Here is a 7,472-nt window from a genome sequence, read left to right as displayed (position 1 = left end):
TCGGCGGAACCCTGGGAAAGTACTTCTCGGACGCCCCGACACCGCGACGTCACCGAGCTACGCGAACCCTGGAAGTCACTGCGGCGGCTCTTGCGGCCGACCGACGCGACGACGCGACATCCGTGCCATGCTGGCCGCGCTGGCCGATCGCAACGCGGCGTGGTCCGGCGAGACTCCGCTGGCAGATGCGGTTCGGATCGACGCACGCCTGCACCGCGCCATCGTCGCGGCCAGCCACAACGCCATCTATCTGGAGTTCTACGATTCGCTGCTGCCGGTGATCCACGACGCCATGCGCCACCACGCCACCCAGCACGACGACGATTACGTCGACGAACACACCGCGCTCGTGGCGGCGGTCATCGACGGCGACGCAGCCCGTGCGATGCAGGCCGCGAGGTCACTGTTCCACGAACTCTCCGAATCCCCAGCTCGCGCAGCGGAACTCACAGAATGAGGCGCACCAGATCTGCCGTTCGCGCCAAGCCGGGGAAGGCCTCCGACGTCGATCGCGGGTGAAGCGCGTGTACTGCGAGACGAAACATCAACGCGCGCAGCAACATCTGCGGCCATTCCGGTAGATCGTCCCAGCGGCCGACCAGACCGTCGTCGGCATCACCCCAGGAAAGTGCGTCCACCACGGCCACCCCGGCAGCCCAGGGCGCGGGACGCCAGTACGGGGTGATGTCGCTGATCCCGGGAGCATCGCTTCCGGAGAACAACACCGTTCCGAACAGATCACCGTGCACCAACTGGTCGGGTGACTCGACGGGCTTGCGCAGTGTCGCAAGCTGTTTGACCAATTCCAGGCTGCTCTTGCCATCACTGGACGACGGCTCGGGTGCGCCGGCGCCGCGAGCAGAGCGCAGCGGGACCGCTTCCCAGGCCGCTCTGTCGGCAGCAACGAACACGTCCACATCGGCCCACGGGGCCACGGGAGGCTGAACCAGAAATCTGGGTCGGTCGAGTTGCGCGGTCGCCGCGTGCAACCGCATCGACAACGAGATCACCTCGTCGTGACGGGGCTCCGGTTCGCCGGCGACGAACGTGTCTGCGCGCCAGCCCGACACGACGTATCGGCCGTCGGTCGAACGCACGGGTCGGGCGAGACGAACCCCGTCGACGGTCAGTGTCTCGCGCACCTTCGCCGACCACGCGGCGCGGGCATGGTCTGCCACCGGAGACAGCACGACGTCACCCAGACGCCATCCACCGTCCCAGTCCGCACCGAGAGGTGCAGGCTCGACATCGCGCAGCCCGAACGTAGAGATCACGTGCTGAGGAGGTTCGACAGAGCTCACGAGCGCCACGCTACCGCCGATCGCGGTGCCACTGCGGACGACGCGCACACACGGACCGCATCAGTACATGGGCAAACCGGGATCGATCTGCTTGGCCCACTCCACTATTCCGCCGTGCAGATGGGCGGCATCCGAGAAACCGGCACCGACGAGGGCGGAGAGCACCTCCGCGGACCTGATGCCGGTTTTGCAGTAGAGCACGATGGGGACGTGCTGCGGTAGATCTGCCATCGCCGTGCCCGACAGGATCCGATCCTTGGGTATCGAGCGCGCACCGTCGATGCGGACGATGTCCCACTCCACCGGCTCACGAACGTCGATGAGGGCAATCTCGCAACCGGACTGCATCATCGCGTGCAGCTCCGCCGGGGTGATCGACTCGCCGGTGGATTCGGTGACCGGTACCACTCCACAGAATGCCTCGTAATCGATCAGCTCGGTGATCGGCGTTCGATGCGGGTCCCGAGTCAGACCGACGGTTCGATAGCACATCGCCAGCGCGTCGTAGATCATCAATCGACCCAGCAACGTCTCGCCGATTCCGGTGATCAGCTTGATGGCCTCGGTCACCATGACCGACCCGATCGACGCGCACAGCACGCCCAGCACCCCACCTTCGGCGCACGAGGGCACCATGCCCGGCGGCGGAGCCTCGGGGTACAGGTCGCGATAGTTGATACCTGCGTCGCCGGGGGCCTGATCCCAGAACACCGACACCTGCCCCTCGAACCGGTAGATCGAGCCCCACACGTACGGGATTCCGACCAAAGCGGCCGCGTCGTTGACCAGGTATCGGGTGGCGAAGTTGTCGGTCCCGTCGAGCACGAGGTCGTACTGCCGAAAGAGCTCGAGCGCGTTCGTCGAGTCGAGCCGAACACGATGCAGCGTCACGTCGACGCCGTCGTTGAGTTCGAGAATCGAGTCCCTGGCGCTGTCGGCCTTCGGACGACCCACGTCGGACCGACCGTGGATGATCTGCCGTTGCAGGTTCGACAGTTCGACATCGTCGAATTCCACGATGCCCAGAGTCCCGACACCGGCGGCTGCGAGGTACAGCAGCGCGGGTGAGCCGAGTCCCCCGGCACCGACGACGAGCACGCGGGCGTTGCGCAGTCGCTTCTGACCGTCGGTTCCCACACTGGGAATGATCAGGTGCCGGCTGTATCGGGCGACGTCCTCGGGCGTCAGTTCGCCTGAGGGTTCGACCAGCGGGGGTAGGTGGACCACGACGCAGCGACGCTCCTCGACTCGACACGGCGACCGAATACCCGGCGCGCCACGTTCGAATCTAATCCCCCGGCCTGTCCTGAACCCAGCCGATCAGCCTCGCGGGTAGGGCCACGGATTGAATCGGCACGTCTTGCCGTCCATCGGAACGACGCCAGCAGGGTCCAGTCGCGCGATGTCGTCGTTGGACGTCCCGAATGTCTGCTGCATCATCACCGGTGCGAGCCCGCCGTCGGTCTCGCACGGTTGGTGCTGCTGGTAACCGATCGCGTGGCCGACCTCGTGATTGATCTGGTACTGACGGTACGAGCCGATGTCGCCCTGGAACGAGATCGCTCCGCGCACCCATCTCGGCTCGTTGAGCACCACTCGCTCGATGCCGGGGTTGTAGCAGGACACCTCGAGCTGGATGTCGTAGCCACAGGCCTGCCGGATCGACAGTTGCGAGGTCAGCGAGATCCTGAAGTCGGGGTCGCCCTGATCGATTCGCCGGAATCCGAACCGTGGATCGTTGGTCCAACTCTTCGGGTTGGCAAGCGTCTGATCCACGAGACGGCCGAACGACTCGTCGCCGCCGAACCCGACCGTGTCCACGCCGTCCTCGACCTCGACCGTGTAGGTAAACACCCGCTCGGTCCCCTGACCCACCTGCTCGGTGGTGCCCAACACGGTGCGCCACGTTCCGGCTCCCTGCACCGCGAACGGACCGCCGTCGGGTAGTTCACCCGACGAGATCGACGCCGCGAAGTTGCCGTCGGCCTGCGGCGGCACACCGATGATTCCGGTACCCGACGTCGTATCCGAACTCAAGGTGCCGAATCCGGGATCGGCGTTGGTGGACTGCGCTGCAGTGCCGGTGACGGGGTCACCGGTACGCACGGCATCGAACACGACGAGCGCGGTCACCACGATCAGAATCGGAACCGCGTACGCCCGCCACCCGTACGTGGACGCGAACTTTCCGAGCTTGCTCTGCTTCTTGATGTCACGATCCGGTCGACGACTGCGTTGCTTGACCTCGCGTTGCGTCGGGTCCCACTGCGCCCGGAGCGGTTGATGCGACCCACGACTTCCCACGGTGCGTGGGAAGTCGTCCGACCGATCGTCGTCATTGCCGTCGACGCCACCCGACTGCACACCACCGCGGATACGCGGCCCGCCTCGGTCAGTCACTCGATCACGATCTCACAATCCTCACCGCCCGCTGCTCGGCACGCCGATAGCGGGAACGGAACTATCGGGTTTTCGGTTCGGAAACATCGTACGAACAAACCGCTCGACATGATCCGGTATTGCGCACTTTCCGCAACGGTCCCCCAGGATCGCGTGGGTGCAGTCGGCCACGAGTATCGTTGCGCGTGATCTGCGCTACGAACGGTCCGAACCGACGGCCACCCGCCGGAAGTTCATGCCGGACCGTTCGTTGTCGAACCAAGACGAGCGCAGCTGTCGACGCGGATGGGAACAGAATTTATGACAGATCTCGACGACCGGCGGTCTTCCGACCGGCCGGCCACCACCGGCAATCGCCGCAGCGCACGATTGCCGCGCGATGCCCGTCGGGCGCAACTGCTCGCTGCTGCGAGCGAAATATTCGTGACCCGCGGATATCACGCATCCGGAATGGACGAGATCGCAGAATGCGCAGGCGTCAGCAAGCCGGTCCTGTACCAGCACTTCCCCGGAAAGCTCGAGCTGTATCTGGCGGTGTTGCAGAGCTACGTCGACACCCTGATCGCAGGAGTACGCCAGGCCCTGCGCTCGACCACGGACAATCGGCAGCGCGTTCGTGCCGCGGTGCTGGCGTTCTACGACTTCGTCGACACCGACACACAGGGATTTCGCCTGGTCTTCGAGTCCGATCTGATGGGTGACCCGCAGGTCAATGCGCGCGTCGAGCAGGCCACCGAAGCGTGTGTCGACGCCGTCTTCGACCTGGTTGCCCACGACTCCGGACTCGATCCCTACCGGGCCCGCGTACTGGCTGTCGGCCTGGTCGGTGCCAGCCAGTTCACCGCTCGGTACTGGCTCGAAGCCGACCGGCCGATCTCCAAGGAAGACGCCGTCGACACCACGGTGTCGCTGGCCTGGGGCGGTCTGTCACACGTTCCTCTGCAGGCACCGTAGGTCCGGACCCACGAACGCAACACGCCCCTCACTCGATGCCAGTGAGGGGCGTGTAGTGCGTTCCGAGCCGTCTCAGGCGGTCGCGAAGCCGACCTTCCGAGCATCGGACGGACCGATCTCGACGTACGACACCTTGGAAGCCTGAATCAAGAACTTGCGTCCCTTCTCGTCCTCCAAAGACAGCACTCCGTCCTTACCGGCGAAGGCGGTCGATACGAGCGCTTCGACCTCGGCCGGGGACTGCGTGCTGTTCACGACGAGCTCACGGGAACTCTCCGAAACACCGATCTTGACCTCCACGGTCAACCTCCGAACTCTCGACAACTCTGCTCACGCCAGGCTAGTGCAGCGGCGTCGCCCCAGACGCCCGACGCCCTGTGCTGTCAGCGAACACCGCCCTGTGCTGTCGGCGAACACCGGCCACAGCGGTCAGTCCAGGCCGAGTGAGGACATCCGTTCCGCGTGCTGTTCCTGCATGCGATCGAACAGTGCGACCACTCCGTTGAGGTCGCCCGACGCGGTGATCACGAGATCGGTCAGTGATTCGCGGCGAGCGAGCACGAACTGCGCCTGCGTGATGGCCTCACCGAGCAGACGACGACCCCACAGCATCAGTCGTGCTTTGTCCTGCGAGCTCGCACGGACCCGGTCGGACACCTCGTGCACCACGAACTCCGAGTGTCCGGTCTCGGCGAGCACGTCGCGAACGATCTCGGCCACGTCGGGGTCGAGACTGTGCGCGATCTGCCGGTAGAAATCGGCCGCGATGCCGTCGCCCACGTACGCCTTGACCAACGACTCCAACCACGTCGACGGGGTCGTCGACTCGTGGTACTCGTCCAGGGCGCGAACGAACGGATCCATGGAGGCATACACGTCGAGACCGCGGTCCGACAAGGCTTTCTGCAACGTCTCGAAGTGGCTCATCTCCGCAGCCGCCATGCTCGCGAGCGCGACGCGACCTTCCATGGACGGAGCCATTCGAGCGTCCTCCGCCAGGCGATAGAACGCGGAGATCTCGCCGTATGCGAGCACCGCGAACAGATCCGGAATACCGGGGTGATCGTGCGCGATCGCCGGCTCGACTCGGTCCGACTCGACGAGGGTGGTGGGTGAAACTGCGGACGACGGCTCCGACGAATGGGCTCCCATGTGGCAATCGTAGTCCGGTGCCCGACGCCTCGTCGCGGCGCGCGCCGGACCTACCGTGACCTGCCGACAATGGAGAATTCCGTTCGGCAAGCTACCATGGTGCTCGATCGTCGCTCGCGGACCGATGAAACGGACCGAAGAAGCACGCGACGGTCATCGATAATGTGTGCGCACCTGATCCGGGTCGCCTCGACAGCTTCGCCGCAGCGGACATCGCAGTTCGCGGCCGCGCTGAGGCTGACGGCGACATCACATCGGATCGAGGGCATCGACTTCGGCCGGCAATAGGCCTATGCCCTTCCTCGTGCGCACTTTCGAACACGAGGAAGGCCAGTCCCCTGAGCAAGATAGTCATCGACCAAGAGTCCGACACCGGCGACACCACGCTGTCGGCGCAGCTGGACGACACGCACGTTCCACCGACTTTCGCCGAGCTGAACGTGGACCCCACCATCGTTCGCGCGCTCTCCGAGATGGGAATCGAGCGCACGTTCGCCATCCAGGAGTTGACGCTGCCGCTCGCCATCGCGGGCGACGACCTCATCGGTCAGGCACGTACCGGAATGGGCAAGACGTTCGGCTTCGGTGTGCCCCTGCTGCACCGACTCGCCACGGACAACTCCGGCACCTCCCCGCTCGACGGCACCCCCCCGCGCCCTGGTGATCGTGCCGACGCGTGAACTGTGCGTTCAGGTCAGCTCCGACCTCGAGAACGCGTCCAAGTACCTCAGCGGCGCGAACGGCCCCGTCAAGGTGCTCTCCATCTACGGTGGCCGTCCGTACGAGGCGCAGATCAGCGCGTTGCAGAACGGCGTCGACGTCGTCGTCGGCACCCCGGGCCGACTGCTCGACCTCGCCAAGCAGAACCACCTGATCCTCGGCAAGGTCGGGGTCCTGGTTCTCGACGAGGCCGACGAGATGCTCGACCTCGGGTTCCTCCCCGATATCGAACGCATCCTCGGCATGGTTCCGGACAAGCGTCAGACGATGCTCTTCTCCGCCACGATGCCCGGCCCGATCATCACCCTGGCTCGGACGTTCCTCACTCAGCCGACGCACATCCGCGCCGAAGAGGCGGAGTCCTCGGCCGTCCACGACCGCACCGCTCAGCACGTCTACCGGGCCCACGCCCTCGACAAGGTCGAGATGGTCGCCAAGGTCCTCAAGGCCGAAGGTCGCGGCGCAACGATGGTGTTCACCCGCACCAAGCGCACCGCCCAGAAGGTCGCCGACGAACTGGCCGAACGCGGATATTCGGTCGGTGCCGTGCACGGTGACCTCGGCCAGGTCCAGCGTGAGAAAGCCCTCAAGTCGTTCCGGACGGGCAAGATCGACGTTCTGGTTGCTACCGACGTCGCAGCCCGCGGTATCGACATCGACGACGTCACCCACGTCATCAACTATCAGTGCCCCGAGGACGAGAAGACCTACGTGCACCGCATCGGCCGCACCGGCCGCGCAGGACGCACCGGCATCGCGGTCACTCTGGTCGACTGGGACGACATCCCCCGTTGGCAGCTGATCGACAAGGCGCTCGATCTCGGCATGCCGGATCCGGTCGAGACCTACTCGAGCTCGCCGCACCTGTTCACCGACCTCGGTATCGCCACCGACGCCACCGGCACCGTGCGCAAGGCACCCTCGCGCGCCCCGGAGAAGGCGGAC

At 65.4% G+C, this 7,472-nt stretch carries 7 protein-coding genes and 1 pseudogene; 3 read left to right on the top strand and 5 right to left on the bottom strand.

What is annotated here, in order from left to right:
* A partial coding sequence (locus RHBS_RS21200; RefSeq protein ID WP_237669526.1) for a FadR/GntR family transcriptional regulator occupies positions 1 to 457 on the top strand: 457 nt, incomplete at its 5' end.
* Here RHBS_RS21200 and RHBS_RS21195 read toward each other — a convergent pair.
* From RHBS_RS21195 to RHBS_RS21185, 3 genes are all read right to left on the bottom strand, one after another.
* Positions 447 to 1,301: a TIGR02569 family protein gene (locus tag RHBS_RS21195; RefSeq protein ID WP_128646382.1), complete on the bottom strand. Its 855-nt coding sequence runs from the start codon at positions 1,299 to 1,301 to the stop codon at positions 447 to 449. The two genes, RHBS_RS21200 and RHBS_RS21195, sit on opposite strands and share 11 nt — an antisense overlap.
* Before the next feature lie 60 nt (positions 1,302 to 1,361).
* Positions 1,362 to 2,528 carry an adenylyltransferase/sulfurtransferase MoeZ gene (gene moeZ / locus RHBS_RS21190; RefSeq protein ID WP_128646381.1) on the bottom strand — a complete coding sequence of 389 codons (1,167 nt, stop codon included), beginning with the start codon at positions 2,526 to 2,528 and terminating at the stop codon, positions 1,362 to 1,364.
* Between the two features lie 93 nt (positions 2,529 to 2,621).
* Positions 2,622 to 3,701: a DUF3152 domain-containing protein gene (locus tag RHBS_RS21185; protein ID WP_128646380.1), complete on the bottom strand. Its 1,080-nt coding sequence runs from the start codon at positions 3,699 to 3,701 to the stop codon at positions 2,622 to 2,624.
* A 300-nt stretch (positions 3,702 to 4,001) separates the two neighbouring features.
* Here RHBS_RS21185 and RHBS_RS21180 point away from each other — a divergent pair, with 300 nt between their 5' ends.
* Complete coding sequence (locus RHBS_RS21180) at positions 4,002 to 4,655, top strand: TetR/AcrR family transcriptional regulator (protein ID WP_121872522.1); 654 nt, start codon at positions 4,002 to 4,004, stop codon at positions 4,653 to 4,655.
* A 72-nt stretch (positions 4,656 to 4,727) separates the two neighbouring features.
* On the opposite strand, the gene RHBS_RS21175 is transcribed toward RHBS_RS21180, so the two are convergent.
* Together RHBS_RS21175 and RHBS_RS21170 are read right to left on the bottom strand one after the other, a co-directional pair.
* Positions 4,728 to 4,955, bottom strand: coding sequence for a DUF3107 domain-containing protein (locus RHBS_RS21175; RefSeq protein ID WP_032397679.1), 228 nt, complete (start codon positions 4,953 to 4,955; stop codon positions 4,728 to 4,730).
* A gap of 129 nt (positions 4,956 to 5,084) precedes the next feature.
* Positions 5,085 to 5,807, bottom strand: a complete 723-nt coding sequence (locus RHBS_RS21170) for a ferritin-like fold-containing protein (RefSeq protein WP_237669524.1) — start codon at positions 5,805 to 5,807, stop codon at positions 5,085 to 5,087.
* Positions 5,808 to 6,091: 284 nt separating this feature from the next.
* Here RHBS_RS21170 and RHBS_RS31630 point away from each other — a divergent pair.
* Positions 6,092 to 7,472: pseudogene (locus RHBS_RS31630) on the top strand (DEAD/DEAH box helicase); the annotation flags it as partial.

This window comes from Rhodococcus sp. BS-15 (assembly GCF_000813105.1).
Lineage (GTDB): Bacteria > Actinomycetota > Actinomycetes > Mycobacteriales > Mycobacteriaceae > Rhodococcoides.
This window is presented reverse-complemented; position numbering and strand designations above follow the sequence as displayed.